Consider the following 25113-nt stretch of genomic DNA (forward strand, 5'->3'; position numbering starts at 1 on the left):
GGTGTTGCGCATCGGCGCGAAGGAGGCAGCATGACGAAGCGGGTTCACGGTCTCACGCGCGACGGCCGAGGAGCCGACAACTCGCCCTTCTCCCCGCTCCGGACCCTGGCAGCGGCGTTCCCGCGCCGCGCCGGCGCCCTCGCGCTGTCCCTCGTCCTCGCGGCTGGCACGCTTGCCGGTACACTTGGCGGGGCACCCGCCACCGGCTACGCCGCTTCCGCCAAGGGTCCCGACACCGTCGCCGATACGGCGGAACGGGTGATGGATGCGGTGGTGAACATCTCGACCTCGCAGACCGTGGCCCCCTCGCGCGGGGTGCCGGCACCGGAGCTGCCGCCGGGCTCCCCCTTCGAGGAGTTCTTCGAGGAATTCTTCAAGCGTCGCCAGCAGGAGGGAGGCGACCAGAGCCCGCGCCGCGTCTCCTCGCTTGGCTCCGGCTTCGTCATCGATCCGGCCGGCTTCATCGTCACCAATAACCACGTCATCGCCGACGCTGACGAGATCTATGCGAACTTCGCCGACGGCTCGAAGCTGAAGGCTGAACTGGTGGGACGCGACACCAAGATCGATCTCGCCCTGCTGAAGGTCACACCCGAGCAGGGCAAGACGCTGACGGCGGTGAAGTTCGGCAATTCCGACGGCCTGCGCGTCGGCGACTGGGTGATGGCGATCGGCAACCCGTTCGGTCTCGGCGGCACGCTCACCGTGGGCGTCATCTCGGCCCGCAACCGCGACATCAACTCCGGCCCCTACGACAACTTCCTGCAGACCGACGCCGCCATCAACCGCGGCAATTCCGGTGGCCCGCTGTTCAACATGGACGGCGACGTGATCGGCATCAATACCGCCATCATCTCGCCCTCGGGCGGCTCCATCGGCATCGGTTTTGCCGTGCCGTCCAACACCGCGACCCCCATCGTCGCCCAGCTCAAGGAGTTCGGCGAGACGCGGCGCGGCTGGATCGGCGTGCGCATCCAGCAGGTCACACCCGAAATCGCGGAGAGCCTCTCGCTCGGCAACCCGCGCGGCGCGCTGGTGGGCTCGGTCACGGATGAGGGTCCCGCGGCAAAGGGCGGCATCATTGCCGGCGACGTCATCATCTCCTTCGACGGCAAGGAGGTGAAGGACATGCGCTCGCTGCCGATCATCGTCGCCGATACCGCGGTCGACAAGGAAGTCGATGTCGTCGTTATACGTCGCGGCAAGGAAGAGACCGTGAAGCTGGTCGTCGGCCGTCTCGACGAAAGCGACGATACGGCCTCTGCCGAGGAGACCCCTCAGGAAGAGCCCGACGCCACGCCCGCCGAGACCACGAAGCTCCTTGGCGTGGAAGTGAGCGCGCTCACGCCGGAGCTGCGCGCCAAGTTCAAGATCAAGGACGAGCTCAAGGGCGTCGTCATCGTCTCGGTCGAGCCCGGTACGCCCGCGGCCGACCGCGGCCTTGTCGCCGGCAACCTGATCGTCGAAGTCAATCAGGTTGCCGCCGTGACGCCGGACGACATCACACGGCGCCTTGCTGAACTGAAGAAGGACGGCCGCCGCTCCGCGCTGCTGATGATCAGCGATTCCGAAGGCCAGGTCCGCTTCACCGCCCTGCCGATCGACTGAGCCAACCGGCAGCCCGCCAGGCCAGGTCCCGGCGCGCGGCCGGCCTGTCGGGCAGGGGTATAGACGCTCGCGGTCATGGCCCAGGGCCACGAGCATCAGCGTCCCGACCTGAACAACACGACCTGAACAAAACGTCGGGATCGACACCACTCGGGCGATTGAGACCTCTGGAAACACACGCCGCCGGTTCGGCGGTGCGCCTCCAGACGCGCGCAGCCCTCGGGCTTTGGGCATATCAGAGCGTGGCCTTAAGAACCCCGGCTGTCTGTTTCGACACGTTTTCCTCACGCGAAGCCGGAACCCGTTTCGCGGGAAAATGCTCTAGGGTTTGGGCGGCGGCAGCGGCGGGTTTTCGATTGCGGCGCCAGCTGTCGGCCCCGGTGCCGGAGTGTCCGGTTCGGCCAACTGCACCGTCCAGCTCTTCTGCTCGTGGGTATCGATCTCGAAGAAGCCGGTGCGGTCATAGCCGCGCGCCAGGCAGTCCTGAATGCCGCGGATGGTGAATTCCTTTTCCCGCGTGCACATGAAGGCCTTGCCGGCCCACTCGCCGCCAAGATCATAGTCGATCGCGTAGACATAGTAGAACCGCGCCACCAGGTCGCCGCGCAGCAGCGTCTCGCAGCTATTGGCGCCGATGTTCCACCAGCCTTCCGTCGCCCAGACGTCGCCGTCCTTATAGCCGAGCGCGATTCCCACCCGGCTGCTGGAACGGTTGCACAGGCGGAAATCCGCCGCCGCCGGCGTCGGCGCCAGAATGGCGAGAAACGGCGCGAGCAGAAGTGCCGCCAGTGTCATCCGCGCAAGGCGCGCGACAGAACCACCCGCCCGCACAGCTTTTCCCCATCTCCGAACCGTGCGCATCAGGCGCGGCTCGGCACAGGCCCCGGCAATGCGGGACGGGTCACGTTCACTCGTCGACAAATACGGCGCGGAAGTCATTGACGTTGGTGCAGGTCGGCCCCGGCGTCAGCAGGTCTTCCAAGGCCTCGAAAAAGCTCGTGGAATCGTTATTGGCGAGAAACGCGGCAGGATCGAGACCGGCCGCCTTTGCGCGGGCCAAAGTGTCCGGCATCACATAGGCGCCGGCCGGGTCGGAGGCGTCGCCGCCGCCGCCATCGGTGCCGTCGGTGTCGCCGGCCACGGCGTAAATCCCGGCCGCCCCCTCCAGCGCCACAGCGAGCGCGAGCGCGAATTCCTGGTTCGGGCCACCGCGTCCCTGACCGCGCATGGTCACGGTCAGCTCGCCGCCCGACAGCAGCACCGCCTTCTTGCCGGCCGCCTTCATCTCCCGCGCCTTTGCCGCCTGATTAGCCGCGACCTCGCGGGCCTCGCCCTCGAGATTGTCGCCGAGCAGGATCGGCTCCAGCCCCTCCTCGCGCACGATCTTCTCGGCGGCGACGAAGGAATCGGCCGGGCGCGCGACCAGAACGTACTCGGTGTTGGCGAAGGCCGCGTCGCCGGGCTTGGGCGATTCGTTGGCCGCGTCGCGCAGCGCCACCGCGATCGAGGCCGGGGGATCGATGCGATAGCGCGCCAGCACGTCGCGGGCCTCGGCCAGCGTGGTCGGGTCCGGAACCGTCGGGCCGGAGCCGATCACCGCCGGGTCATCGCCGGGCACGTCGGAAATGGAAAGCGTCACCACGCGGGCCGGCTGCGACAGCGCCGCGAGGCGCCCGCCCTTGATCCGGGAGAGGTGCTTTCGCACCGTGTTGATCTCGGTGATGTTGGCACCCGAGCGCAGCAGCGCGCGGGTCAGGGCGCGCTTGTCGTCCAGTTCCACGCCGAGGGCCGGGGCGATCCAGTTCGCCGAGGCACCGCCCGAGAGCAGCACCAGCACCAGATCGTCGGCCGTTGCGGAGGTCGCGAGATCAATCGCGGTCTGCGCGCCGGCAAGACCCGCCGCGTCCGGCATCGGGTGGCCGGCCTCGACCATTTCAAGCTGCCGGGTGGGGCGGCCATAGCCATGGCGCGCGACTCCGATGCCGACAAGGCGCGCCGGGTCGAATCCGAGCTGGTCGAGATAATGCGATTCCGCGACTTCCAGCATCGAACCGGCAGCCTTGCCGGCGGCCAGAAGGATCAGCCTTCCGTTGGCCGGAGGCGGCGGCAGCGCCGGCGGCAGGCAGGTCGAAGGATGGGCAGCCGCCACAGCGGCGGAAAACAGCCGATCCAGAAAAGCACGCGCGGAAACGTCAGTCATCAATCCCACCCCACCCATCAGGGTCTCTGCCCAAACGGTTTGTCCGCTGGTTATGCCCTTTTTGCGTGGAGACCGGCACCGAATCCAGCCTCCACGACGAGAAACGGGCGTATTCCTATGGCACCGGGATCGCCGCGTCACTATCCTGCATCATGTTATCGTTCGCGACTGGGACAATATGAGCCGCCTCCAGAGTGCAGATCGTTCCGACGTGGCTCAGATCCCTGAATCCGCAATCTCTTTCCCTGCCTTCGAGGTTATCCCCGGCACACTCGATGCAGGGCTGCTGATCATCTGCGATCACGCCTCGAATGCCGTGCCGCCCGCCTACGATGCGCTGGGCCTGCCGCCCGCCGAGCTTGAACGCCATATCGCCTACGACATCGGCGTCGCCGGCGTCACCCGGCGCCTGGCCGCCACGCTGGGCTGCCCGGCGGTGCTGTCCTGCTTCTCCCGGCTGCTGATCGATCCCAACCGGGGCGAGGATGACCCGACGCTGGTTATGCGGCTGTCCGACGGCGCCGTGGTGCCCGGTAATCGCCATGCCGACGCGGCCGAGGTGGAGCGCCGTCTGGCGCGGTTCCATCGCCCCTACCACACCGCCATCGAGGCCGAGATCGACCGCGCCCTCGCGGCCGGCGTCACCCCCGCCATCCTGTCGGTTCACAGCTTCACGCCGGTGTGGCGCGGCCTCGCCCGTCCCTGGCACGCCGCGCTGCTGTGGGATGCCGACCCCCGGCTCACCCACCCGCTTCTGGAGGCGCTGCGTGCGCCCGGCGACCTCATCGTCGGCGACAATGAGCCCTATGACGGCGCGCTGCGTAATGACTGCCTGTATCGCCACGGCACCGCGCGCGGGCTTGCCCACACGCTGATCGAGATCCGCCAGGATCTCATCGGCGACGAGGCTGGCCAGCATCTCTGGGCCGACCGCCTCGCGGGCGTGCTGCCGGCCATCCTCGCCGATCCGCTGCTGCACGAGCGGCGCTCCTTCGGCTCGCGTACCGGCCCGGTACCCCCTATCTATCCCTGAGCGGCGCGTCCCCGACTCCCGTCCGGCGCGCCCGATCCGTGGAGACCGACATGACCGAGATCGACGAGAAGACCCGCACCGAGCTGGAAGCCGCCGCTTTCCGCCGCCTGGTTTCGCATCTGCGCGCGCGCACCGACGTGCAGAACATCGACCTGATGAACCTGGCCGGCTTCTGCCGGAACTGCCTGTCGAACTGGTATCTTGACGCCGCCAAGGAGCGCGACCTTCCCCTTACCCGGGAAGAGAGCCGCGAAATCGTCTACGGCATGCCCTATGAGGCCTGGAAGGCGGCGCATCAGAGCGAGGCCAGCCCGGAGCAGAAGGCCGCCTTCCCCGGCCCCGGCGGCCATTGACCGGCTTTTTCGCCTTGCCGGCGCCATGTGGGCACAGGCAAGGCGGAAGCCGCACGCGGCGCAGATAGCGGTGGATTGCGGGTGCAGCGCGCGCCGTGAGCGCGCCATGCCTTGACGCCGCGCCCGCCTTGGGCTCCTCATCGCCGCCAATTTTCGACCCTGCGCAACCTCGCGCAGAACCGGGAGACATCATGTCCGACATACCCTACGACCAGCCGGTCTCCGACACCCCCGCGAGCTTTGCCAAGGACCAGCTCAAGGCCTTCATCGAGCGCATCGAGCGCCTCGAAGAAGAGAAGAAGGCGATTGCCGACGACATCAAGGACGTCTTCGCCGAGGCCAAGGGCAACGGCTTCGATGCCAAGGCTCTCCGTGAGATCCTGAAGATCCGCAAGCAGGACGCCGACCAGCGCGCCGAGCATGAGGCGATCGTCGACCTCTACATGCAGGCGCTGGGCATGCTGAGCTGAGCGAGGAAGGCTCCCGGCGACCACGTCGCCGGGAAAACCGCGTCCGTGAACCTCAGAGCGGGTTCCGGATCGGTGCCGGCCCAGACATCATCGCCACCACGGGAATGGCCACCACGGCCGCGCCCTGGAAGTGCGAGGTCGACAGACCGTTCGAGCCATCGGCGCTGAAACCGCCCGCCACCACCTGACGCGGCGGGGCGACGAAGGCCGCGAAGCGGCGAAGCTCGGGCGTGCGCATCCTCACATTGTGAGCCACCGTGGGCCCGTTGAACAGGCGGCGGATCTCGGCCTGCATCTCGGCCGAATGGGCCGAGGGCGAACGCTCGGCATCGACGGCGACGCGGGCCGCAGCTGAGGGTGGCGCAGGCGCGCGTCCGGGCTGGGTACGCGCCGGCGCGAAGACGCCCGACGCTGCCGAAGCATAAGCCAGCACCGGCCCGCTCCCGCCGTCCGTGCCCCGCATGATGACCTCCGGCAGACCACCCGCCTGCGTCGGCCGTGCACGCGGCAGCGGCACCGGCGCGCCGGCCATGGCGAGGGTAACCGGGCGAGCGGCGCCGGCGGATTCAGCCGGCAGCGGCACCGCCGCGGCGAGCGCCGCCAGGGCAGGATCGACAGACGCGGCCGCCGCGCGACCGGAACCGGAACTCGCCACAACGGCGTTCGGCAGGTCAGGCTTGGCCGGCGGCGCGGCCAGCGCCAGCCGTGGCAGCGGGTTGGGCTCGGGCCTTGGAACGGATACCGGCTCGGCGGCGGCCAGCTCGACCGGAGCGGCCGCGGAAGCCACGGGGGCAGGCGTGGGCGCAGGCAGTGGCACGGCAGCGGCGGAGGCGACCCTCGTGGGGGCCGGGGCGGCCGGGGTCGCGCTCTCCTCGTCGTCGTCCTCGTCCTTGCCGAACAGCGAGGCGAAGATGTTCTTCGGCTTGGGGTTGTTGGTCGCGGCCAGCCCGGCGAAGGCCGCTCCCGCGCCGCCCGGCTCCGAGCCGCGCGCTTCGACGCTGGCCAGTGCGACGGAGTAGCCGGACATCGGCTTGCCGTCAGCGGGAATATGCACGGTCTTGCCATCGGGGAAGACGCGCGCCAGCTCGGTGCGGGTCATTCGCGGCCAGTGCCGTATGCCCCCGGTGTCGAGGTGCACGAAGGGCGAGCCGGAGGTCGGGTAGAAGCCGACGCCGCCGCGCTGCAGCCGCAGGCCGGCCTCGCGGATCTTCGCCAGGGACACGCCGGGAATGAAGAAGTCCATCGCCTTGCCCTGCATGTGCAGGCTGGTCTTGGCGACGCCGCGCGAGCGCTGGCGCAGCATGGCGTTGGTGGAAGGCGAACGGTAGCCGCCGATGACCTGGATCGGCTGCGTCGCGCCGACGTCGCGATAGACCTCCCACACGATGTCGAACAGCCGGGGGTCCATGTTGGTCGGCTCTTTGCGCCGCCAGTCCTGCATCAGCACGTTGAGCTGCTTCAGGGCGGCGGGGTCGTAGCGGCCGTTCTTCTTGAAGGTCACCGTCTCGCTCACGCCGGAATGGACGTGATGAAAGCTCAGCGTGCGGGTGTCGCCATTGGCGACCGCGTCCTGCAGGAAATCGGCACTGCACAACGTGACAAGCGCCGCCAGCGCGGCGGCTTTCACGACAGGACGAAAACGAAGAGCAGGGTGGATGTGCACAACCTAAACCCGAGCAGGAGTGTTTCCTTGAGACGACTCGGTCGGCATGACCGGGCCGTACATGGTGAACATAGTCTTGTCGGGTCTGGTTAAGAGGCCGTTTACGGCCCAACCCCCACGCCTATTGACCCCTTCGCTAGAAAGTGACTGTGGCGAAAGAGTGCCATCACGTCAAATTCACACCCATCTACCACAGAACTACATATTTTTCTATTTCACGTGGCTGTTTTGCAACAGGCGGCAGGGGCAATGAAACACCCCGCCGCCCGCGCAAAAGCGTGCGCTGCGGCACATTTTGGTGCCGGCACTGATTCGCGCCGTCAGCGTGCGGAAATCACACCGCCGCGGTTGGCGAGGCGGCGCGTGTCGTCGAGCCCGAGAATGGTCTTGGTCGCGGCATTGATGCCGTAGATGTCCTCAAGCGTCACCAGCCGCCCGTCACCGTGCACGAATGTGGTGAAGTAGGCGAGGTGCACCGGCAGATGCTGCTTCAGGTTGAGATATTTCTCGTTCCCGCCGATCAGCTGCGAAATGCGCTTCTGGCTCCAGCCCTCGCTCGGCAGACCAAGGCTGAACAGCACCTCGGCGAACTTCAGCGGCTCATAGACCCGCACGCAACCATGGCTGAAGGCACGCCGGTCGCGGGCGAAGAGCGATCGGCTCGGCGTGTCGTGCAGATAGACCGAGTGCTTGTTCGGGAACATGAACTTCATCCGGCCAAGCGCGTTGCGCTCGCCCGGCGGCTGGCGGAACGAATAGCCCTGCGTGCCCCGGCTCCAGTCCACCGTGCCGGGATCGACCACGCGCCCATTGCGGACCACATCGATCCCCTGGCTCTCCAGCGCATAGGGATTGGCCCGCAGCTTGGGCAGCATCTCGTTGCGGATGATGCCCGGCGGCACGTGCCAGGAGGGGTTGAACACCGCATATTCCATATCCTGCGACAGGATCGGGGTCTGGTTCTGCGGCTTGCCGACCACGACGCGGGTCTCGTGCACCGTCTGCTCGTTGACGATGACGCGCACCATGTATTCGGGAATGTTCACCATCACATAGGCGGGCGCCACGTCGTGCGGCACCCAGCGCCAGCGCTCCATGTTGGCGATCACATCGGCGCGGTCGTCGCCCGAGGCGCCCGCATTGAGCGCCCCCAGCGTGCCGCGCCCCACCAGGCCGTCCTGGGCCTGGCCGGACATGCGCTGAAAGTCACGCACCGCCTCGACCAGCAAGGCGTCGTAGATGAAATCGTCCGGCGCACCGCCAATGCCGAGGCGCGCGCGCAGCAGCGGCACACGCGGGTCGCTGTCGCCCGGGCGCAGCAGAGGACCCGAGGGAATCGCCACCTGCACCGGACCGTTGCCCTCCAGCATCAGCCGGGCGAGCTGGATCTTCAACAGACGGTATTCGTCATATTGCGGGGCGAAGGCGGCAAACGTCGCCCGGGGATTGGCCGAACCCGCCACCTGCGCGAGGATCGCGGCAGGCTCGGGAACGGTTGGCGTGGGATCGACACCTTCCGAGATGCGCTTGGGGTCGAAGCGTCCGCTCTGGACATGGCGGGCATAAAGCAGCGTCGTCGCGGCAAGGCGCAGTTCGGTGTCGGCGATCGCCATGTCGGTCGCCTGGGGCGGCAGGGGCGGCACCGCGTAGTCGATCGGGTTGAGCCCCTCCGTCTCGGCGGCGGCGAAGGTCTCGGCGGCGACGTAGCCGAGCGGTGAGAGACCCGCACCCGCCGTGAAGGCCGGGCGGTAGTCGCGCGCGACGTAGAAGTCGACCAGCGCCTGCCACTCATTGGCGCGGGCAACGTAGCGCCCCGCCTTGTTGGCGAGGAGATCGGCGAGATAGGTCGGCACCATCTGGCCGGGCGCCGGCTTCTGCTCGACGACGGCCGGCGTCTGCACGGCCGGGGCGCGGGCACCGGTGGCGGCGGTGCCGGATGAGGGTACGGATGGCGTGACGGTGGCGGGCATCGCCGCGCCGGGGGTCAGCGCGCCGGTTCCGGGCACGCCGTTGCCCACCGAAGGCGTCGCGCTGGCCGGCCCATCGACGGGCGGGGCGGCGGGCGCGTTCGATACGGCTTCGGCCGGCGAGAACGGCGCGGGAAGAACGGGCGGCGTGAGCGCAGCGCTGCGCGAGGCATTGGCACGCGGCACGGTGGGGAGCGGACGGCTTCGGCTCATCTCGAAGGGGGCTGGCTCGTCGCCGAGCGAAGCCAGCAGCGACGCTCCCTGCCCGGCATCACGAACGCCGGCAGCCACGGGATCGAACGCGGCGACCGCGTCGCCCGTGCCGTTCCCGGCCGGATCGATGGCGATCGGCGCGCCGGAAAATTCCTGTGCCTGCGCGGCGAAGGAGCTGACCAGCACAGGGAGGGCGAACGCAACCGCGACCGACATCACCAGTACGCAGGCCGTTCCCGCCAGATGACGCCCCTTGCGCCGTGTCATTGCCTTACTCCCGATACGCCCGACCATTGACCTCTCCGCGCCCTCTCGCCATTCCGTGAATGCGCAGGCCGTTGGGCCAGCCACTCTCTGCCCCAGCTCCACACCTGTTCAACTCACGAAAGTGATAATGTTCCCGCTTGTGCCGCTACCGTCGCTCCCGAGCCACAGTCGAAATGGTCTCCGGAAAGCGGGCAAGTCACTGTGCCGGCTGCAGGTAAAGGTCGTATTAAGCATGATCGCGGCTTCCCTCGCCGACACGCAAAAAACGTCGTGCGGCAAGATCCGCCTTGCCGCGAGGGGTGCGATTCCTATAATCCGCGCCTTCTTTTCGGGGGAACGGACCAGACCATGACCGAGCCGACGGCCGCCACGGCCACAGATCCACGGCCGATCGCCATCATCATGGGCAGCCAGTCGGACTGGGAGACCATGCGTCACGCCGCCGAAACGCTGGAAGCGCTCGGGGTTGGCCATGACTGTCTCATCGTCTCGGCCCACCGCACCCCGGACCGCATGTACGCCTTCGCCAAGGGCGCGCGCGATGCCGGCTACAAGGCCATCATCGCCGGCGCCGGCGGCGCCGCGCACCTGCCGGGCATGGTCGCGGCGCTGACGCCGCTGCCGGTCTTCGGCGTGCCGGTGGAATCCAAGGCGATGTCCGGCGTGGACAGCCTCTATTCCATCGTGCAGATGCCCGCCGGCATCCCGGTCGGCACGCTTGCCATCGGCCGGGCCGGCGCCACCAACGCCGCGCTCATCGCCGCCGCTGTGCTGGCGCTGAACGACGACGCCCTCGCCGCCCGGCTCGACGACTGGCGCGCCGCGCGCACCGCCGCCGTCGCCGATCGGCCCGTGTGAGGACTCCCATGCTCAAGCCCGGCGACACCATCGGCATTCTCGGCGGCGGACAGCTCGCGCGCATGATCGCGCTCGCCGCCGCCCCGCTCGGCCTTCGCGCGCACATCTATGCGCCCGAGGGCGACAACCCCGCCTTCCAGGTCGCCGACGCCGTCACCAGCGCCGCCTATGACGACCTCGGCGCGCTGGAAGCCTTCGCCCGCGCGGTGAACGTGGTGACCTACGAATTCGAGAATGTGCCGGTGGCCACCGCCGGTCACCTCGCCTCATTCGTGCCGGTCCATCCCGGCCCCCGCGCGCTCGGCATCACCCAGGACCGTCTGGACGAGAAGACGTTCATCTCGGGTCTGGGGATCGACGTTGCCCCCTTCGCGGCCATCGACGACGTCGCCGGGCTTGAAGCCGCGCTGGAGCGGATCGGCCGGCCGGCGGTGCTCAAGACCCGCCGCTTCGGCTATGACGGCAAGGGCCAGGTGATGCTGCGCGCGGGAGACGATGCCGCCGCCGCCTTCGCGGCCATTGGCCGTCACCCGGCGGTCCTGGAGGGCTTCGTGCCCTTCGAGCGCGAGGTCTCGGTCGTCGCCGCGCGCACCGAGGACGGGCGTTTCGCAGCCTATGAGGTGACGGAGAACGAGCACCGTCATCATATCCTTCATCGCTCCACCGTGCCCGCCGCGGTGACGCCTTCGGTCGAGACGCTGGCACGCGACATCGCCCGGCGCATCGGCGAGGCGCTGGGCTATGTCGGGGTATTCGCGGTGGAGATGTTTCTCGTGGTGGTGGACGGCACGCAGAGTGTGGTCGCCAACGAGATCGCCCCGCGCGTGCACAATTCCGGCCACTGGACGCTGGACGGCGCCCGCACCAGCCAGTTCGAGCAGCATGTGCGCGCCATCGCCGGCTGGCCGCTCGGCGCCGTCGAGCGGCTGGGCCGGGTGGAGATGACCAACCTGATCGGCGACGAGGCCGAGAGCTGGCACGCCGTGCTATCGGAGCCCGGCGCGCATCTGCATCTGTATGGCAAGGCCGAGGCCCGTCCCGGCCGCAAGATGGGCCACGTCACCCGTATCTTCCCCGAAGCGTGAGGGCACGGGCCATTGTCCGTGCGCTCGTGAAGGCGGAGAGCGGCTCACGGGAACGTGCGGTGCGTCCTTGAAATAATGCGCGGGGCGGATGCGTATGGTCGGGGACAGCTAAACGTCGCGTCCCGCCCCTTCCGCCACGCCGAGCCCCGCACGCGCCCATGCCTCCACGTAAAACGCTGCCCGCCGCCTCGCCCAATTCCTTCCTGCGCGAACGCAATGGCCGCCTCAGCCCGGAGAAGATCGGCGCGCTGCTGATCGTGCTCATTCCCCTCGTCCTTCTCGTCAGCCGCGCCCTCAGCGGCGGCTTCGCCGCGCCGAACCCGTTCGGTACGGGCGCTCCGGGACTGGGGGGGTCGGGAATCGGCGCCCCCGGCCTCGGCGGTCCGGGGCCGGCGCTGGGCGCGCGCCCGCTGGTGGAGGTGATCCGTTTCATCGGTGACTGGGCGATCCGCCTGCTGCTTGTCAGCCTGGCGGTGACCCCGGCCCGGCGCCTGTTCAACTGGCCAAAGCTGCTGGCGGCCCGCCGCACGCTGGGCCTTGGCGCGGCGTTCTATGTCGGCGTGCACTTCGCCTTCTACCTCGTCGATATTGGCAGCCTGTCCATGGCGGCGCGCGAGATCGCGCTGCGCATCTATCTCACCATCGGATTTGTCGCCCTCGTCGGCCTTGCCGTGCTCTCCGCGACCTCGTGGGAGGGGGCGATCCGGCGGCTGGGCGCGGAGCGCTGGGGGCATCTGCACGCCCTCGTCTACCCCATCGTCGCGCTGGGCATCCTGCACTTCTTCATGCAGCAGAAGCTCGACGTGACCGAACCCACCCTCATCGCCGGCTTCTTCGTCTGGCTGATGGGGTGGCGGGTGATGCAGCGCTTCGGGCGCGGCACCGGATTCCTCAATCTCGCGGCGCTGGCGGTCCTCGCGGGGCTGGCGACGGCGCTGCTGGAAGCGGGCTGGTATCTCGCCGCGACAGGGGTCGATCCGGTCCGCGTGCTCCAGGCCAATCTCGACTTCACCTATTCGATCCGCCCGGCGTGGTGGGTGGCCGGTCTCGGTCTCGCCCTGGCGCTGGCGAGCAGCCTCGCACTCCGGCTGCGCCCGCTTCCCCAGCGCCGCGCGGCACGCGCCTAGGGCACGTTCGGTGAGTTGCTGTGCGCCAGAACTGCGCCGGCTATCTGCGTCGACGCGTACTTTCGCGCCAACCGGAACCCGCCTCGGCTGAGAACCCGCTAGACCGTCCGCGCCTCCAGCCATGCCTCCGCCTCGGCGGGGGGCATCGCGGTCCATCCGGTGAGCTGGTGACGGAACCAGGTGTCCTGACGCTTGGCATAGCGGCGCGTATCGAGGACACCGCCCTCGATCGCGGCATCAAGGCCGATCTCGCCGCCGAGATGGCGCCGCAGCCAGGGCACGCCATGGGCCTTCAGGATGGTGCGGTCGGCGGGGAGATGGCGCGCGTCGAGGGCACGCACCTCGTCCAGGGCCCCGGCCTCGATCATGGCGTGAAACCGCGCGGCGATGCGCGCGCGCAGCTGCGTGCGATCGGCGGCCAGAAACAGCCGCACGATATCGTCCTCTCCCGCTGACGGCCCGCCCGCCAGCGGCCCCGGCGTGCCGCGGGTCCGCTGCCATTCGGCCAGCGGCCGGCCGGTCGCCTCGAACACTTCGAGCGCGCGCATCAGCCTTTGCGTGTCGGAAGGGCGCAGCCGCGCCGCCGTCAGCGGGTCGAGCCCCGCCAGCCGCGCATGCAGCGCCGGCGCGTCCTCACTGAGCGCGCGCACCCGCTCGCGCACCTCCGGGGGAATCGCGGGCATCGGCGACAACCCTTCGGTCAGCGCCTTGAAGTAAAGCCCGGTGCCGCCGACGAGGATCGGCAGCCGCCCGGCCTCCCAGGCGAGCGAAAGCTCCGCGCGTGCCTCTTCCAGCCAGTGGGCGACGGAATAGTCCTGCGCCCCGTCGACATGGCCATAGAGGCGATGGGGCGCGCGTGCCTCCTCCTCCCGGCTGGGGCGGGCGGAGAGAATGCGCAGGTCGCGATAGACCTGCATCGAATCGGCATTGATCACCACGCCGCCGGTGCGCTCGGCCAGCGCCAGCGCCAGCGCCGACTTGCCGCTCGCGGTCGGCCCTGCGATAAGCACCGCGCGCGGGCGAATGGCGGCCTCACTCATGTGGCGGCTCGGTCATGACGTCTTCCGCTTCCTTCCGGCGCTCTGCGGCGCCTCGTTGTTTCTTGCCCGCCGCCGGCCCGTCGGCAAGCCTTGCGCGATCGCATTCCAGTACGCCATGACCGTTTCCGACCTCACCAACGCCCCCACCCATGTCGCCGTGCTGATCTCCAGCCCGGCCGCGCCCGCCGTCGACGACGCGCTGCTCGCAAAGACCCGCCAGCACCTGCCCGGCGCCGGCGAGGCACGTATCCTCGCGCCCGGCATCGCCGCGGAGATCGCGCTGCCCGGCCCGGCCGACTCCCGTGCCCTGCGCGACGCCCTCGCCACGGCGCCGGTCGATGTCGCCGTGCTGCCGGCTCAGGGGCGGCGCAAGAGGCTGTTCCTCGCCGACATGGACTCCACCATGATCGGGCAGGAGTGCATCGACGAGCTTGCCGACTATGCCGGCATGAAGGCCCATGTCGCCGCCATCACCGAGCGGGCGATGCGCGGGGAGATCGCGTTCGAGCCGGCGCTGCGCGAGCGGGTCGCGCTGCTCAAGGGGCTGCCGCTCGCCGTCGTCGACACCGTCATCGCCGAGCGCATCCGCCTCACGCCGGGCGGCACCGAACTGGTGCGCACCATGCGCGCCAGCGGGGCGCATACGCTGCTGGTTTCGGGCGGCTTCACCCTGTTCACCTCCCGCGTCGCCGAGCTGATCGGCTTCGACGCCCATCGCGCCAATATTCTGCTGGCGGATGGCGACAGCTTCGCCGGTCTTGTCGAGGAGCCGATCCTCGGCCGCGAGGCCAAGCTCGCCGCACTCCTGGAAATGCGCGAGGCCCTGCGCCTCGCGCCCGAGGACACGCTGGCGGTGGGCGACGGCGCCAATGATCTTGCCATGATCGGGGAAGCGGGGCTGGGCGTCGCCTACCACGCCAAGCCGGCGGTGGCCGAGAGCGCGCAGGTGCGGATCGACCATGGCGACCTCACCGCGCTGCTCTATCTCCAGGGCTATACGTCCGCCGAATTCGTCCACTGACCCCTCGCCCGCTCAGGGCGCCAGCGGGGGCATCATGATGGTGCTGCGCAGCGGATCGGGCGGAATGTCCACCGGCGGCGGCAGCGGCGGTGCGGCACTTCCGGGCTGGGGATATTGCGGCATGGCGAACGGAGGCGTCTGCGGCGCCGAGGTCTGCGGCGCCGGCGCCGGGCGGGCGGGCGCGCTCCTCGGGGCGGGCTGAGCCGGCCGGGTCGCGGGCGCCGGCCGGGCCGGCGTCTGTTGCGGGGCGGACGCGGCAGGCGTGGGCGCCTCGGGTATGGGCGCATCAGATCGGGGCGCGTCGGATGTGGCGGCGTCCGTCGAGCGGCCGGCATCGGTCAACGGGGTGCGGCCATACTCGGCTTCCAGCCGCTTGCGCTCGCGCTCCAGCACGCGAAGGTTGATCGCCGCGCTCAGGCCGGTGATGTCGAAGCGTCGCTCCGGCGCGGTGATCGGCCCGCGCCACTGCACGCCGGCGGCGGGCGCGGCGGCGGCGCTGTCGGACGCGGCTTCCTCGATCTCCAGCGTGGTTTCGAAGCTGAAAGCCGCGATGTCGAAGCTCGCGGTCAGCGCAAAGCGCTGGTCGCCGAGCGCCAGCCGGGCCGTGGCGCTCCGCGCGGCCCCGTTCACCAGGCTCAGCGCGCTCTCGACCCGGTTGAAACGCAGCGGCCCGCGCGACAGTCCCTCATTGAGCAGCTGCACCATGCGCGCCTGGTCCGGGGGCATGCCGGTCTCGGTGGCGAGCATCACATATTGCAGCGCCCGCGGGTCGGTGTAGGCGATCTCAAGCCCATCCACCACCACGCTGCCCTGCCCCTGAAGGGAGGCGGCAAGCGCGCGCGGCGAGCGCCCGCTTCCCGTCGCGTCGAGCGACACCGTCAGCCGGCCGCGCACATCCGGCTGGGCAACGCCCGCGGCCTGAAGCAGGCGCACGCCGTCCGCATCGGTCAGCGACACCCGCCCGTCGAGCTGCGCCACCTCGCCGCGACGTCGCAGCGTGAAGCGGCCGGCAAGCTGGCCGCCGGCCAGCCGGCCGCTGATGTCCTCGACCGCCACGCCGCCCTCGCCCAGCCGCGCCTTCACACGCGCGGAATCGAGGCTGAGCCCGCCGGGCAGATCGAAGGTACCGACATCGAGCGCGAGCGTAGCGGGAAGGTCGGCCAGCAGCGCCGGCCCGAAGCGCCCGTCCGGCCACGGCCCGGCACCGCGCGCCTCGTCCGCCGGGCGGCCGGTCACCAGTGCCAGTGCCGCAGGAAGGCTGAAGCGTTCCATGGACAGCGCGGCATCATAGGGCTGCGGCAGGCCGGGCGTGTAGGACACGCGACCCTCAAGCCTCTGCCCGCCCACCGTGCCGGCGAGCCGGTCCACGCGCCAGCTCGCGTCCTGGCGCGCCAGCGTGCCGGTCATCGCCATCGGCAGCGCGCCGCCGGCATGGCCGTCAAACGCCGCGAACAGGCCCGCGAGATCGGCCCCGTTCAGCTTGAGCGCGAGATCGGGCACCAGCCGCCCGTCGGCGCCCCATTCCAGCGTGCCCGTACCCGCAAGGCTGGCGCCGGCGAAGGCGAGCCGTCCCTCGAAAGAAGCGCCCAGCGTGGCGTCGAGCCGCGCCGCGCCGAGGTTCGCCCGCAGGCTCGGCACCCCCAGACGCCCGAGCACGGCGCTGCCATCGGCGACATCCAACGCCAGCCGCGCATCGAGCGGCCGGTCGGCGCCGAAGGCGGCACTGGCATCGCCCTCCAGCCCGCCAAGACGGCCCGAGGCCGCCAGCGTCGTGCGCCCGGCGCGGGAATCGACGGTGAAGTCCACATCGAGTGGCGCCAGCAGCGGGCCCATCGTGGTTGCGAAGGAAGACACCGGAGCCACGCCGAGCGCCTGCGCCAAAGCGGGCAAGCCGTCGGCGCGGGTGCCCGACAGATGCGCCTTGAAACGTCCGTCAGTGTCGGCCGTGGCCGCGCCGGGCGCGGCGAGCCGTCCCGAGCCCGTGAGGTTCAGCCCGGCGAGATCGGCGACCGACAGCCGTTCGATGCTGATCCCGTCGGCGTCGCTGCGCAGCGCGATGTCCGCTCCGGCCGCCGTGACGCCGGCCAGTCGGACCGCCTTGCCGCTGAAGCTGAGCGCAAGGTCGAAACGCTCGCCGCCAAATCCCAATAGCCGCCGCAACGGGGGAAGCAGCGGATCGAGGTCGAGTTGCTCCGTCGCCAGCGCGGCGTCGAGGCGCCCACGCCCCTGCGCACCGGGAAAGGCATAGGCGCCGGTGCCCGACAGCCGCACGGTTCCCATGCTGGCATTGATGCGGTCGAGCGCGATGCGGTCGCCGCCAAGCGCTATGTCGGCCTCCAGCCGCGCGGCGCCCGGCGGGAGCCCGGCGAGCAGAGCGGTCGCGTCGGGCGCCGCCCAGCCGGCAAAGGCGGGCAGGTCCTCGGCGATCAGCACGACGGAGCCGGCGAACACCGCCGGGTCGACATCGCCCGCCGGGGTGCCCACTGCCGGGGCGCCCGCTTTGCCCGCCTGTGGCAGGCGGCCAGAGAGCTTCACGCTCGCCCGGCCCGGCAGCCGCGCCTCCATGGTGCGCGCACGCCAGCCGGCCGGCGTCCAGTCGAGCCCCGCGCGCACCTCGCGCATCGCCGCGTTGCCGATCAGCACCGTGTCGCTGGAAAGATCGAGCGAGCCGGCATCGGCGAGACGGGCGAGCGGCGCCACGGTGCGGGCGAAGCCGTCCAGCGCGGCGAGCGGCGGGGCGTTGCCGGTCGCGGCATTCAGGTCGATCTGCCGCGCGGCCAGGGCGAGCTGGAGCCGCGAACCGGTGGCCCCCGCAGATGAATCCGTTTGCCCGGACGCCACATAGTGCGCGTTACCGGAAAGCTCGACCGCATGGTTCGACAGCCCGAGCGAGAGGCTGAGATCGTCGGCATCGACCGACTGGGCGGTCACCTTCACGCGGCCAGCGAGGCTCCAGCCGCCGAGCAGACTGCGCGCGCCGCTGTCCGCTGTCTTGTCGTCAGCGCCGCGCAGCGCCGGCGCCTGCGACCCGCCGCCATGCGTCAGCGACGCCCGGCCCTCGAAGACAGGCTTGCCCCCGGCAAGGCTGAACACGCCGTCGGCGTCGACAACCAGAGGATTGCCGATCTCTTCCACCGACAGGCGTAGCCGCGCTGCGCCAGTGCCCGTGCCGGGCTGCTCGGCGAGCGACAGCCGGACCTTGCGCGCCACCCCGCCGCTCGCCATCTGGCCTTCGAGCCGCAGCGGCCCGGCGAGCCCGGCCAGATCGCCGGCGAGGTCGATGTGATCGAGCGTGATCGCCCGCCCGCTGGCGCGGTCCCGCAGTTCCAGCGTCCCGTCCGCAATGCCGAGCGCGGCGATACTGATGTTCTTCGGCTGGCCCGCGCCTGTCGGCATGATCACCCGACCCGCGTCGTCGAGCATCAGGGTGAGCTTCGGGCGGATCAGATCGACCTGCTCGGCGACCAGGTCGCCCCGCATCAGGGCGCCCAGCGAGAACCGTCCGCTCAACGCGCCGGCACGTAGGCCGGTGCCGACGCCGTCGACGCCGATGGTCACGTCATGCAGCGTAATCCGGGGGGCGGGAAGGATGTGCGCCTCGATCGCCCCGCCAATGACCACGGGCGCCCCGACAATCCGCGTTGCCTGAGCCTCGAAGGTCGAGCGCCACTGCGTCCAGTCGATGACAAGCGGCGCCGCGAAGGCCGCTGCCACCGCCAGAATGATGGCGCCTGCAATGGTGAGGAGCAGATTCTGCACGCATCTCCTCCGGACTGGGCCGGTCTCAGCGCGCCATTCCGGTGGCAGGCGCGATCCGCCGCCAGTCATAGCGCTGGATTATTGATATTTTTCGCATTCTCCACGCCTTCGCGCAAAGCGTGAAATCCGCGCGCCCGCCGGGTGCGGGCACGCCTGCGAAAGCCCGGCTCAGGGCAGGATCTTTCCCGGGTTCATGATGTTGCGCGGATCGAGCGCCGCCTTCACCGCGCGCATGGCGTCGATCGTGGCCGCGCCGTGCTCGGCTTCCATGTATTTGCGCTTGCCCTGCCCCACGCCATGCTCACCGGTGGCGGTGCCACCCATGGCAAGAGCACGCTTCACCATGCGGCCGATGAAGTCCTTGGCCTTGGCGACATCGTGCGGGTCGTCCATGTCGACGAGCGTGACGGTGTGGAAATTGCCGTCGCCGACATGGCCGACGATCGGCGCGATCATGCCCATTTCCTCGATGTCGCGCTTGGTCTCGTCGACACAGTCGGCAAGGCGCGAGAGCGGCACGCACACATCGGTGGCCAGCGCCTTGGCGCCCGGCTTCAGCGGCAGGCAGGCCCAGTAGGCGTCATGGCGTGCCTGCCACAGCCGGGTGCGGTCCTCGGGCCGCGTTTCCCAGGTGAACGCGCCGGCGCCGAATTCAGCGGCGATCTCGCCGAAGCGCTCGGCCTGCTCGTGCACGCTGGCCTCTGTACCGTGGAATTCCACGAACAGCGTCGGCTGCTCGGCAAGGTCGAGCTTGGAATAGGCGTTGCACGCCCTCACCTGCACTTCGTCCAGCAGCTCGATGCGCGCGATCGGCAGGCCGGACTGGATGGTCAGGATCACCGCGTCGCAGGCGTCCCGGATGGTCGGGAAGGCGCACACGCCGGCGGACACCGCCTCGGGCAGGCCGGAAAGCTTCAGCGTCAGGTTGGTGATGATGCCGAGCGTGCCCTCCGCGCCGACGAACAGGCGGGTGAGGTCATAGCCCGCCGCCGATTTGCGCGCCCGGCGCGAGGTGGTGATCACCTCGCCATTGGCCAGCACGACGGTGAGCGCGATGACATTGTCCTTCATCGTGCCGTAGCGCACCGCATTGGTGCCGGAGGCGCGGGTCGAGGCCATGCCGCCGAGCGAGGCATCCGCGCCCGGATCGATGGGAAAGAACAGGCCGGCATCGCGCAGATGCTCGTTCAGCTGCTTGCGGGTGACGCCGGGCTCCACCACGCAGTCGAGATCCTCGGGATGGACCGACAGCACCCGGTTCATGCGCGACAGATCAATGGAGATGCCGCCTCGGGGCGCGTTGATCTGGCCTTCAAGCGAGGAGCCGCTGCCGAAGGCGATGACCGGCACGTCGTGCTGTGCGCAGGCACGCACGATAAATTGAACTTCCTCGGTGCTTTCAACGAACACCACCGCATCCGGCGCCTCGTTGGCGAGCCAGGTGATGGTGTTGGCGTGCTGTTCGCGGACCGCCTGCCCCACCGACAGCCGATTGCCGAAGTGGCTGGAAAGCTTGGCGATAACCGCCTGCACAGCCTCCTGCGCCACGCCGTCCCGCACGCGCTCGTCAACCAGGTCCACCATGCCCTTCTCCCGCCTCTGTCCGCGCCGCCCTCCGCAGGCGCGGGGCTGGCATATACCTTATCGTTCCGGTCCGCGAGCCGTTCGCCACGCGGAGCCGGGCCGGTGCCGCCGCAAAACCCCGCTGTCGCTGTATTTCCGTCAATCAATCACCACGAAAACAGGTGACGGTTGCACGGAAAGTCGGCACAATGCTTCTCAATAAGGCAGCGCAGTAAACGCGTATAGCCGTCGGGATGATGTCATGTTGGACGGGATCGACTTCGAACCCGTGTTTTTTGCCCCGTTCGTCTCGTCTGTCATGAGGGTCGAGCCGAGCTGGGTAGATTACAACGGGCGGCTCCAGCCTGCTTATTATAGCATGCTCTTCGATCGCGCGGTCGACGAGGCGGTGTTCCTTGTCGGCCTCGGCCCGCATCCTATCGACCCCAGTGGCGCCGCGTTCTTTACCGCGGAGTCCCACCTGCGGTTCCTGCGCGATCTTCGCGCCGGCCAGGAGGTACGGGTCACGCTCCGCCTCATCAACTACGACGAGAAACGCATGCACCTGTTTCAGGAGCTGCACCACGCCCGCGAGGGATGGACCGCCGCCACCTGCGAACAGGTCGCCCAGCACATGGAACCGAGCAGCCGGCGTGTTTCCGCCTTCCCGGACGAAATGCTGGAGCGGCTCGCCATGATGAAGGCGGCCCATGGCGCCCTGCCGATGCCCGAAGGTCTCGGCCGCCCGATCGATATGCCAATCCGGCTGTCCTGAAACAGGTTGTGGCATGGCGGGATTGGTCCGTGAGCGGGGAAGCCCGTCACGGGCGCGGCTTCGCATCGCGGATGCGGCCCCAGGCCTCGGGCGCGGGGCCATGTCGCGGACGCAGGCCTGCAACGCTTATGGTGCAGTGCACATTTTGCAGGCCAGCCATGAGAACGTGCATCTTCTTGTGCGGCGCAAAACGTCTATCTTCCGGAGCATAAACTTCCGCTCCACGAAGGAGACACCTCATGGCGCACGCTTCTTTCGCCATCGCCGCCCCGTCCCGGACGACGCTGGCTTCCGCTTCTTCCGCCGCCGCACGCAAGCCCGGCGTCTTCGCCCGCTTCATGCAGCGCGTCATCGATGCCCAGACCCGGCATGTCGAGGCCGAAATGGCCCGCTACGCCACGCCCATGGCGGCCGCGTTGCGCGGTATCGAGCGGAACGGCTGATCCCGGCTGCGGCCGATCCGCCGCAGCTCATCCGCCGCCCCTTACCGGCCCGTTGGCCACCGTCCGTCCGCGCTCAACGGCGCGGGCGGTCTGCGTTCCTGCTGAGCTCCAGCGTCGTCCACCCTTCGATGGTGCGGCGCCGGACCAGACGAAGACCCTGTGCGCGATAGGCGGCGAGTGCCGCGTTCGCGTGCGAGGGCAGCAGCCCTGAAAGAACCACCGTTCCCCCCGGCGCCAGCAGGCGCGCGAGCGGCTTGGCGATGCGCTTGAGCGGCGCCAGCAGGATGTTGGCGACGATCAGGTCGTAGGGCCCCATGTCGCCGAACGCGCCCGCGTCCAGCCCCGGCGCGTGCAGGAAACGAATTTCCGGCGCCGCCTTGTTGGCCCGCGCATTGGCCCGCGCGGTGGTTACCGCGACCTCATCGATATCGCTCGCCACCGTGGGGGTGTGAAACAGCCGCCCCGCCGCGATCGCCAGCACGCCGGTTCCGGTGCCGACATCGAGCGTTCGCGCCGGGCGGCGCTTCTTGCCATACGCCGCGATGGCCGCGAGGCAGCCCTTGGTGGTGCCGTGATGGCCGGTGCCGAAGGCCAGCGCGGCCTCGATCTCGATGCCGATCTGGTGCGGCCCGACAATCCCGCGATCATGGAACCCGTGGACGACGAAACGTCCCACGGCGACCGGGGCCAGCCCTTCCAGCGATGCGCTCACCCAGTCCTTCTTGTCGAGGGTGGAAAACACCGCCGCCGCCGCGTGGTCGGGCGAGACCAGCGCCACCAGTTCACGGATCGCGTCCTCGTCCGGTTCCTCGCCGAAATAGGCCTCCACGGCCCAGGGCGAATCCTCCGCCGTCACGGCGATCTCGAAGGCCGAGGTCGCGACTTCCGCCGGATCGAAGCTCTCGGCGATGATGTCGGCGATGGAGCGGGCCTCGCGCTCGGGGGCATCGACCCGCATCACATGGGTCGCGCCATTGGGCGGCAGTCCTTCGAGCATGACGGTCCTCGCTACGCGTGGGAAACGCGCGCTGCTTAAGCGAGGTGGCGACGGAACGCCAGCGCTCGCTGCGGCGCGCGCCTCACACCGCCGCGACGAAGCTGTCCACCAGCTTCTTTTCGCCGGCCTTGTCGAACTGGACGGTGAGCTTGTTGCCCTCCACCCCGGTCACGTCGCCATAGCCGAACTTCTGGTGGAACACCCGGTCGCCGCGCTTGAAGCTGGAGGCCGATCCGCTGGAGCGGGCGACCAGTTCGCCCTCGATCACGCGGCCGCGCGCCGCGGCCGTTGCCGCATAACGCGAGGGCCGGCTGTCGGAAAAGCCGGAGCCCGCGCCACCGGCACGCCCCCCTCCCGAATAGCCGCCCCCGGAAGGACCCGACCCGCGCTCGTCCGCGCGCGCGGCGTTCTGCGCGCGCTGCCAGCCGGGCGTGGAATAGGAGGAGCCGAAGGTCTGCGCCTCGTCGAAGCGGCTCGGGCCATAGCCATAGCGCCCGCTCTGGCCCCCGCCCCAGCCGGAACCGCCGCGCGATTCCGTTACCTCGACGTCGCTCTCCGACAATTCGTCGAGGAAGCGGCTTGGCACGCTGGACTGCCACAGCCCGTGGATGCGCCGGTTGGAGGCGAAAAACACCTTGGCCCGGCGCCGCGCGCGGGTGATGCCGACATAGGCGAGACGGCGCTCCTCCTCCAGCCCGGCGCGTCCCTGCTCGTCGAGCGCGCGCTGGTTGGGGAACACGCCCTCCTCCCATCCGGGCAGGAACACGGTTTCGAACTCCAGCCCCTTGGCCGAATGCAGCGTCATGATGTTGACGGCATCCTGGCCGGCGGCGCCCTCGGTGTCCATCACCAGCGAGATGTGTTCGAGGAACCCGATCAGGTTCTCGAACGGCTCCATGGCGCGCACCAGCTCCTTCAGGTTGTCCAGCCGGCCGGTGGCCTCCGCCGAACGGTCCTTCTGCCACATCTCGGTGTAGCCGCTCTCGTCCAGCACGATCTCGGCCAGCTCGTGCTGGGGCATGGACGTCATCTGCCCGCGCCAGCGGTCGAACGAGCCCACGAGATCGCGGAGCGTAAGCCGCACCTTGGGCTTCAGCGCTTCAGAGCCGACAAGCTGGCGCGCGGCCTCCACCAGCGGCACGCCGGCCGCGCGGGCATGGTCGTGGATCTGGCGCAGCGCCGCGTCGCCGAGCCCGCGCTTGGGCACGTTGACGATCCGCTCGAAGGCGAGGTCATCGGTGGGGGACGCGATCACCCGCAGATAGGCCAACGCATCGCGGATTTCCGCCCGCTCATAGAAGCGCGGCCCGCCCACGACCCGGTAATTGAGGCCGAGCGTGACGAAGCGTTCCTCGAACTCGCGCATCTGGAACGAGGCCCGCACCAGAATCGCCATTTGCGACAGCGTGCTGCCCTGGCGCTGGATCTGCTCGATTTCCTCGCCGATGGCCCGGGCTTCCTCCTGGCTGTCCCAGGCGCCCGTCACCGTGACCTTTTCGCCGGTCTCGCCCTCGGAGAACAGCGTCTTGCCGAGCCGGCCCTCATTATGGGCGATCAGGTGCGCGGCGGCGCCGAGGATATGGCCGGTGGAGCGGTAGTTGCGCTCCAGCCGCACCACCGTGGCGCCGGGAAAATCGCTCTCGAAGCGCAGGATGTTGTCCACCTCCGCGCCGCGCCAGCCATAGATCGACTGGTCGTCATCACCCACGCAGCACACATTGTGCGAGCCCTGCGCCAGCAGGCGCAGCCACAGATACTGGGCGACGTTGGTGTCCTGATACTCGTCGACGAGGATGTAACGGAAGCGCCGGTGATAGTCGGCCAGTACGTCCGCGTTCTCCCGCAGCAGCCGGATGCTCTCCAGCAGCAGATCGCCGAAATCGACCGCGTTGAGCGCCTTCAGCCGCGCCTGATAGTCGGTGTAGAGCTTCTGGCCGCGTCCATTGGCGAAGGATGCGCCCTCGCCCGCCGGCACCTGCGAGGGCGAAAGCCCGCGGTTTTTCCAGCCGTCGATGGTGTTGGCCAGCAGGCGCGCGGGCCAGCGCTTCTCGTCGATTCCCTCGGCCTGCAGCAGCTGCTTCAGCAGCCGGATCTGGTCGTCGGTGTCGAGAATGGTGAAGCCGCTTCTCAGCCCCACCAGCTCGGCATGCTTGCGCAGCATGCGCACGCCGATGGAATGGAAGGTGCCGAGCCACGGCATCCCCTCCACCTGCTCGCCCACCATCGCGCCGATGCGCTCCTTCATCTCGCGCGCGGCCTTGTTGGTAAAGGTCACGGCGAGGATCTGCGAGGGCCAGGCCCGTCCCAGCGAGAGGATATGGGCGATGCGCGTGGTCAGCACGCGGGTCTTGCCGGTGCCCGCGCCGGCAAGCACCAGCACCGGGCCTTCGGTCGCTTCCACCGCCGCGCGCTGCTCGGGGTTCAGCCCGTCGAGATAAACCCCACCGGCGGCAGCCGGGCCACCGGGATTGGCCAGCGCGGCGGCGCGCGCGGCAATGCCGCCCGCACGCGGCCGAGGCGCGGAGGTCTCGGACGGCAGGTCGAAAGGAATGTCGAAGTCGTCGCCGCCCGAAGGGTCACGCGGCTCGTTGCGTGGATTGGCCAAGGGCCCGCTCGCTGTCATGCACGTGATTCTTAAGCGAACAAAATGGCACCGGCATGCCCGTTTGGC

At 69.3% G+C, this 25113-nt stretch carries 19 protein-coding genes; 10 read left to right on the forward strand and 9 right to left on the reverse strand.

Annotated features, from left to right (window positions below):
* Positions 1–30 precede the first annotated feature (30 nt).
* Positions 31–1608, forward strand: a complete 1578-nt coding sequence (locus G3A50_RS06655) for a Do family serine endopeptidase (RefSeq protein WP_163074519.1) — start codon at positions 31–33, stop codon at positions 1606–1608.
* 321 nt (positions 1609–1929) lie between these two features.
* On the opposite strand, the gene G3A50_RS06660 is transcribed toward G3A50_RS06655, so the two are convergent.
* Both G3A50_RS06660 and G3A50_RS06665 read right to left on the reverse strand, forming a co-directional pair.
* Positions 1930–2403 carry a DUF1036 domain-containing protein gene (locus G3A50_RS06660; protein WP_163077376.1) on the reverse strand — a complete coding sequence of 158 codons (474 nt, stop codon included), beginning with the start codon at positions 2401–2403 and terminating at the stop codon, positions 1930–1932.
* Positions 2404–2515: 112 nt separating this feature from the next.
* Positions 2516–3808: a glycerate kinase type-2 family protein gene (locus tag G3A50_RS06665; protein WP_163074520.1), complete on the reverse strand. Its 1293-nt coding sequence runs from the start codon at positions 3806–3808 to the stop codon at positions 2516–2518.
* Between the two features lie 178 nt (positions 3809–3986).
* Between G3A50_RS06665 and G3A50_RS06670 the strand changes: the two genes are divergently transcribed.
* The 3 genes from G3A50_RS06670 (at position 3987) to G3A50_RS06680 (ending at position 5664) form a co-directional block, all read left to right on the forward strand.
* On the forward strand, positions 3987–4841 hold the full coding sequence (locus tag G3A50_RS06670) for an N-formylglutamate amidohydrolase (RefSeq protein WP_163074521.1): 855 nt from the start codon (positions 3987–3989) through the stop codon (positions 4839–4841).
* 50 nt (positions 4842–4891) lie between these two features.
* Entirely contained in the window at positions 4892–5194 is a 303-nt protein-coding gene (locus G3A50_RS06675; RefSeq protein WP_163074522.1) for a DUF1244 domain-containing protein, read from the forward strand.
* Between the two features lie 191 nt (positions 5195–5385).
* The gene (locus G3A50_RS06680; protein WP_163074523.1) at positions 5386–5664 is read left to right on the forward strand and encodes a DUF2312 domain-containing protein; all 279 of its coding nucleotides are present in this window, start codon (positions 5386–5388) and stop codon (positions 5662–5664) included.
* 52 nt (positions 5665–5716) lie between these two features.
* On the opposite strand, the gene G3A50_RS06685 is transcribed toward G3A50_RS06680, so the two are convergent.
* Entirely contained in the window at positions 5717–7327 is a 1611-nt protein-coding gene (locus G3A50_RS06685; protein ID WP_163074524.1) for a peptidoglycan L,D-endopeptidase MepK, read from the reverse strand.
* A 320-nt stretch (positions 7328–7647) separates the two neighbouring features.
* Positions 7648–9774 (reverse strand): L,D-transpeptidase family protein, encoded by a 2127-nt coding sequence (locus G3A50_RS06690; RefSeq protein ID WP_246252198.1) that lies wholly within the window; start codon positions 9772–9774, stop codon positions 7648–7650.
* A 348-nt stretch (positions 9775–10122) separates the two neighbouring features.
* On the opposite strand from G3A50_RS06690, the gene purE reads away from it, so the two are divergent.
* From purE to G3A50_RS06705, 3 genes are all read left to right on the forward strand, one after another.
* A complete protein-coding gene (gene purE / locus G3A50_RS06695; protein ID WP_163074525.1) occupies positions 10123–10632 on the forward strand; it encodes a 5-(carboxyamino)imidazole ribonucleotide mutase in 510 nt (169 codons plus the stop codon).
* Positions 10633–10640: 8 nt separating this feature from the next.
* Positions 10641–11717: a 5-(carboxyamino)imidazole ribonucleotide synthase gene (locus tag G3A50_RS06700; protein WP_163074526.1), complete on the forward strand. Its 1077-nt coding sequence runs from the start codon at positions 10641–10643 to the stop codon at positions 11715–11717.
* 158 nt (positions 11718–11875) lie between these two features.
* Positions 11876–12844, forward strand: a complete 969-nt coding sequence (locus G3A50_RS06705; protein ID WP_163074527.1) for a protein-methionine-sulfoxide reductase heme-binding subunit MsrQ — start codon at positions 11876–11878, stop codon at positions 12842–12844.
* A gap of 98 nt (positions 12845–12942) precedes the next feature.
* Here G3A50_RS06705 and miaA read toward each other — a convergent pair whose 3' ends face one another.
* Positions 12943–13884, reverse strand: a complete 942-nt coding sequence (gene miaA, locus G3A50_RS06710; RefSeq protein ID WP_163074528.1) for a tRNA (adenosine(37)-N6)-dimethylallyltransferase MiaA — start codon at positions 13882–13884, stop codon at positions 12943–12945.
* A gap of 115 nt (positions 13885–13999) precedes the next feature.
* Here miaA and serB point away from each other — a divergent pair, with 115 nt between their 5' ends.
* Positions 14000–14905, forward strand: coding sequence for a phosphoserine phosphatase SerB (serB, locus tag G3A50_RS06715; RefSeq protein WP_163077380.1), 906 nt, complete (start codon positions 14000–14002; stop codon positions 14903–14905).
* 12 nt (positions 14906–14917) lie between these two features.
* On the opposite strand, the gene G3A50_RS06720 is transcribed toward serB, so the two are convergent.
* Entirely contained in the window at positions 14918–18664 is a 3747-nt protein-coding gene (locus G3A50_RS06720) for an AsmA-like C-terminal region-containing protein (protein WP_163074529.1), read from the reverse strand.
* 168 nt (positions 18665–18832) lie between these two features.
* Positions 18833–20248, reverse strand: a complete 1416-nt coding sequence (locus tag G3A50_RS06725; RefSeq protein WP_210255237.1) for an FAD-binding oxidoreductase — start codon at positions 20246–20248, stop codon at positions 18833–18835.
* 241 nt (positions 20249–20489) lie between these two features.
* Here G3A50_RS06725 and G3A50_RS06730 point away from each other — a divergent pair, with 241 nt between their 5' ends.
* Together G3A50_RS06730 and G3A50_RS06735 are read left to right on the forward strand one after the other, a co-directional pair.
* A complete protein-coding gene (locus tag G3A50_RS06730; RefSeq protein ID WP_163074530.1) occupies positions 20490–21002 on the forward strand; it encodes a thioesterase family protein in 513 nt (170 codons plus the stop codon).
* Positions 21003–21241: 239 nt separating this feature from the next.
* Positions 21242–21445 (forward strand): hypothetical protein, encoded by a 204-nt coding sequence (locus G3A50_RS06735; RefSeq protein WP_163074531.1) that lies wholly within the window; start codon positions 21242–21244, stop codon positions 21443–21445.
* Positions 21446–21518: 73 nt separating this feature from the next.
* Here G3A50_RS06735 and G3A50_RS06740 read toward each other — a convergent pair whose 3' ends face one another.
* Both G3A50_RS06740 and G3A50_RS06745 read right to left on the reverse strand, forming a co-directional pair.
* On the reverse strand, positions 21519–22442 hold the full coding sequence (locus tag G3A50_RS06740) for a 50S ribosomal protein L11 methyltransferase (protein WP_163074532.1): 924 nt from the start codon (positions 22440–22442) through the stop codon (positions 21519–21521).
* Positions 22443–22524: 82 nt separating this feature from the next.
* The gene (locus G3A50_RS06745; RefSeq protein WP_170308629.1) at positions 22525–25065 is read right to left on the reverse strand and encodes an ATP-dependent helicase; all 2541 of its coding nucleotides are present in this window, start codon (positions 25063–25065) and stop codon (positions 22525–22527) included.
* Between the last annotated feature and the right edge of the window lie 48 nt (positions 25066–25113).

The organism is Ancylobacter pratisalsi, from assembly GCF_010669125.1.
Classification (GTDB): domain Bacteria; phylum Pseudomonadota; class Alphaproteobacteria; order Rhizobiales; family Xanthobacteraceae; genus Ancylobacter; species Ancylobacter pratisalsi.

Excerpts from the sequence above, each read along its gene's own strand:
- G3A50_RS06655 (WP_163074519.1), top strand. The coding sequence starts at position 31 with ATGACGAAGCGGGTTCACGGTCTCACGCGCGACGGCCGAGGAGCCGAC.
- G3A50_RS06660 (WP_163077376.1), bottom strand. The coding sequence starts at position 2,403 with ATGACACTGGCGGCACTTCTGCTCGCGCCGTTTCTCGCCATTCTGGCG.
- G3A50_RS06665 (WP_163074520.1), bottom strand. The coding sequence starts at position 3,808 with ATGACTGACGTTTCCGCGCGTGCTTTTCTGGATCGGCTGTTTTCCGCC.
- G3A50_RS06670 (WP_163074521.1), top strand. The coding sequence starts at position 3,987 with ATGAGCCGCCTCCAGAGTGCAGATCGTTCCGACGTGGCTCAGATCCCT.
- G3A50_RS06675 (WP_163074522.1), top strand. The coding sequence starts at position 4,892 with ATGACCGAGATCGACGAGAAGACCCGCACCGAGCTGGAAGCCGCCGCT.
- G3A50_RS06680 (WP_163074523.1), top strand. The coding sequence starts at position 5,386 with ATGTCCGACATACCCTACGACCAGCCGGTCTCCGACACCCCCGCGAGC.
- G3A50_RS06690 (WP_246252198.1), bottom strand. The coding sequence starts at position 9,774 with ATGACACGGCGCAAGGGGCGTCATCTGGCGGGAACGGCCTGCGTACTG.
- purE (WP_163074525.1), top strand. The coding sequence starts at position 10,123 with ATGACCGAGCCGACGGCCGCCACGGCCACAGATCCACGGCCGATCGCC.
- G3A50_RS06700 (WP_163074526.1), top strand. The coding sequence starts at position 10,641 with ATGCTCAAGCCCGGCGACACCATCGGCATTCTCGGCGGCGGACAGCTC.
- G3A50_RS06705 (WP_163074527.1), top strand. The coding sequence starts at position 11,876 with ATGCCTCCACGTAAAACGCTGCCCGCCGCCTCGCCCAATTCCTTCCTG.
- miaA (WP_163074528.1), bottom strand. The coding sequence starts at position 13,884 with ATGAGTGAGGCCGCCATTCGCCCGCGCGCGGTGCTTATCGCAGGGCCG.
- serB (WP_163077380.1), top strand. The coding sequence starts at position 14,000 with ATGACCGTTTCCGACCTCACCAACGCCCCCACCCATGTCGCCGTGCTG.
- G3A50_RS06725 (WP_210255237.1), bottom strand. The coding sequence starts at position 20,248 with ATGGTGGACCTGGTTGACGAGCGCGTGCGGGACGGCGTGGCGCAGGAG.
- G3A50_RS06730 (WP_163074530.1), top strand. The coding sequence starts at position 20,490 with ATGTTGGACGGGATCGACTTCGAACCCGTGTTTTTTGCCCCGTTCGTC.
- G3A50_RS06735 (WP_163074531.1), top strand. The coding sequence starts at position 21,242 with ATGGCGCACGCTTCTTTCGCCATCGCCGCCCCGTCCCGGACGACGCTG.
- G3A50_RS06740 (WP_163074532.1), bottom strand. The coding sequence starts at position 22,442 with ATGCTCGAAGGACTGCCGCCCAATGGCGCGACCCATGTGATGCGGGTC.
- G3A50_RS06745 (WP_170308629.1), bottom strand. The coding sequence starts at position 25,065 with ATGACAGCGAGCGGGCCCTTGGCCAATCCACGCAACGAGCCGCGTGAC.